Here is a 2,433-nt window from a genome sequence, read left to right on the forward strand (position 1 = left end):
ACCCAGCAATTGCCATCATGGGATAAGTTACTTTCATTTTCAATAAAACCGCCGAGGTCCCCCGCCTTAACATCATCGAAATCTCTTAGAGCACGAATGCGGTGTAAAGTAAGACCATCAAAAGTGAATTTTTCATTGGTAAATTCGTATTTTTTCATTGGAAATTCTTTCTTAACGTAAAAAGTTTTGAAATTGACACCTTATAAAGGCGCCGGGCGCTCAAAACACGGCGTTAAGTCCGTTGCTATGCTTTCCCCTAAAAAGGGTATTGTATGGCATAGCTACACCCGACAAAATCACTATATATGCTAACAAAAGCATAAAAGATAGTCAGTATTTTAAGAAGTGGATAAGGTCGTTTCGTAACCTACCCGCTTAACGTAAAGTGTTTTGATCACTTGATTATTTATATAACAAAATACGTATTTATTGTCAAATAATATTTTATCTTTTTTGATATTTTTTTCTTATTTTTTAAATACGTTGTGTATTGATAATAACTTATGCTTATTAATTGCTTCTTTTATATTTATGTGCTTTTAAAGCTATATTATAAGATTTATAAAACGATTGCGTTATTTTCTGAATCTATACATTTATAATATTTAGAAACGCTCTCATAATGCGTATTTTAAACTTTATAACCTATCAATTTTGTCACTAAATGGCTTCTAAGATTTCTGTTAATTTCTTTTAATAACACATTTTAGACTTAACAGCCTTATAGGGACTGTCTTTATAACAAATGCTTTCATTTGCATTTTTGCTTTCTCTATAGTTGTTATGTTCTTTATAGCCATGGCATCATTTTTCAGTTTCATAAGAGAAATGATAAATAGGATAATTGTGATTTATAGACCATTATGAAAACACTTATGAAAACATCTCAATAGAAACTGATCATTATAGAGATGAGCAAAATCCCTTTTAATAAACTTTTGTCAGTCTTGTCAGTTCTTTTTAGAACCTATATCATTTTTTTTAAATGAGAGAAAATTAAAATCATTATATTTCAATAAGTTAAGTTTTATCAATTTTTCAAAATACAACTTATTAAAACAGCCATAACAAATAAATACAACTGTAAATATATATTTGTCAGTTTATGTCAGTACATTGAATCGACAAAAGTGATCATTTAGTGAATGATTAAAACATGTCTTATGAGAGTATGTAATCTTTAAAGCCTTTCAAAAGATAGTTTGTAACTCATAAGAAATGTTATCAAGACTTTTATGGTACTTAGTTTTGAGGGTTTTAAGAACCTTAAAAACCTATAAGTAATATAAGAAAATGAATATACATAATTCTGTTTAAACAAAGCTTTTGAAAAGCATAAAGCTATCATTTTAGATTACGGTATAATCTTTTAAAGGCAATGTAAAAGAAGCGTATTCACTTTAAGATGGGATTTTTTAAAAGTCTTAAAGCAATCAAAATAAGAGTATTTAAAAGTGGAAATGATTTCTTTTTTAGAATAACGCATATTAGGATTGTATCTAATCAACTTAACAAGAGAGGTATAGATTATAGTTATAAGATTCTATACCCCTTGTGAGTTTAGCAAGCCAAGTCTATTCAATTTCTCTTAGTTCTAATTTTGGTAAGTTCTTAACGATTTTCATGGTCTCTAAACTTACAGTAATAACCCTTTGGAATAACTCCAATGGATAAGCAGGGTTGCCAATGGTCTCAATAGCATAGCGATTGGCATCATTCACAATGCTGCTCTTTTTATCTGTCTTTACACATTGACGCCCCATAACCCACTCAAGAGCGGGTTTACCATTGACGATATACTCATAAGCTTCAAGAGGGATATCTGTTATTGTGATATTGCTGTTATAAAAAACAATCGATTTATCTTTTTCCTTACTATTCTTAATTTTTGCGAATTTCATTTCAGTCACATAATAAAACTTTTCTGGATTATAGATCTCTGTTTGTTTTGGATTACCCTTTTTAAAGGTCACTGGATAAGGTTCTACAGTTTCATAATTCACGTGCAAATGACCCAGTTCACGTCCTGTTACAATAGAGCTCCGTTTTCGTATAAGGGGTTTAATTCTCTTCAAAAGAATTAAAACGAAGCTTATTAAATCCATTTTGAACGAATTAAGAAAAAATGCAGAAAAATGCGAAAAAAGCCGATATTTTTTTCAAAAAGTTTTTTAAATGCTGCTTATCCACAGCCCATGACATGGGATAAGATCAGCAAAATAGTGAAATCTGCTATTCGTTTTATGAAAAAAAGACAAATGCACTATGTGCTTTAAAATATCAGAATGAGTATTTTGAAGAATTTTATTGCGAATTTTGCTTATAGGTTTTGAAGGTTTCTCAAACTCTCAAAATACTCAAAAACTTCAAAACTCATAGATAAGGCGTTCTTTGGAGATTCACTCTATGAATGCAAGGGGATATGGTTGAGCA

Annotated in this window: 1 pseudogene; it reads right to left on the reverse strand. The window is 29.9% G+C overall.

Annotation, left to right across the window (positions count from 1 at the left end):
• Positions 1-1,574: 1,574 nt before the first annotated feature.
• Positions 1,575-2,036 (reverse strand): annotated as a pseudogene (locus tag ACFIKG_RS08920) (type ISP restriction/modification enzyme); the annotation flags it as partial.
• Positions 2,037-2,433 lie beyond the last annotated feature (397 nt).

This window comes from Bartonella sp. LB28NMGDW, from assembly GCF_042194435.1.
Taxonomy (GTDB): domain Bacteria; phylum Pseudomonadota; class Alphaproteobacteria; order Rhizobiales; family Rhizobiaceae; genus Bartonella; species Bartonella grahamii.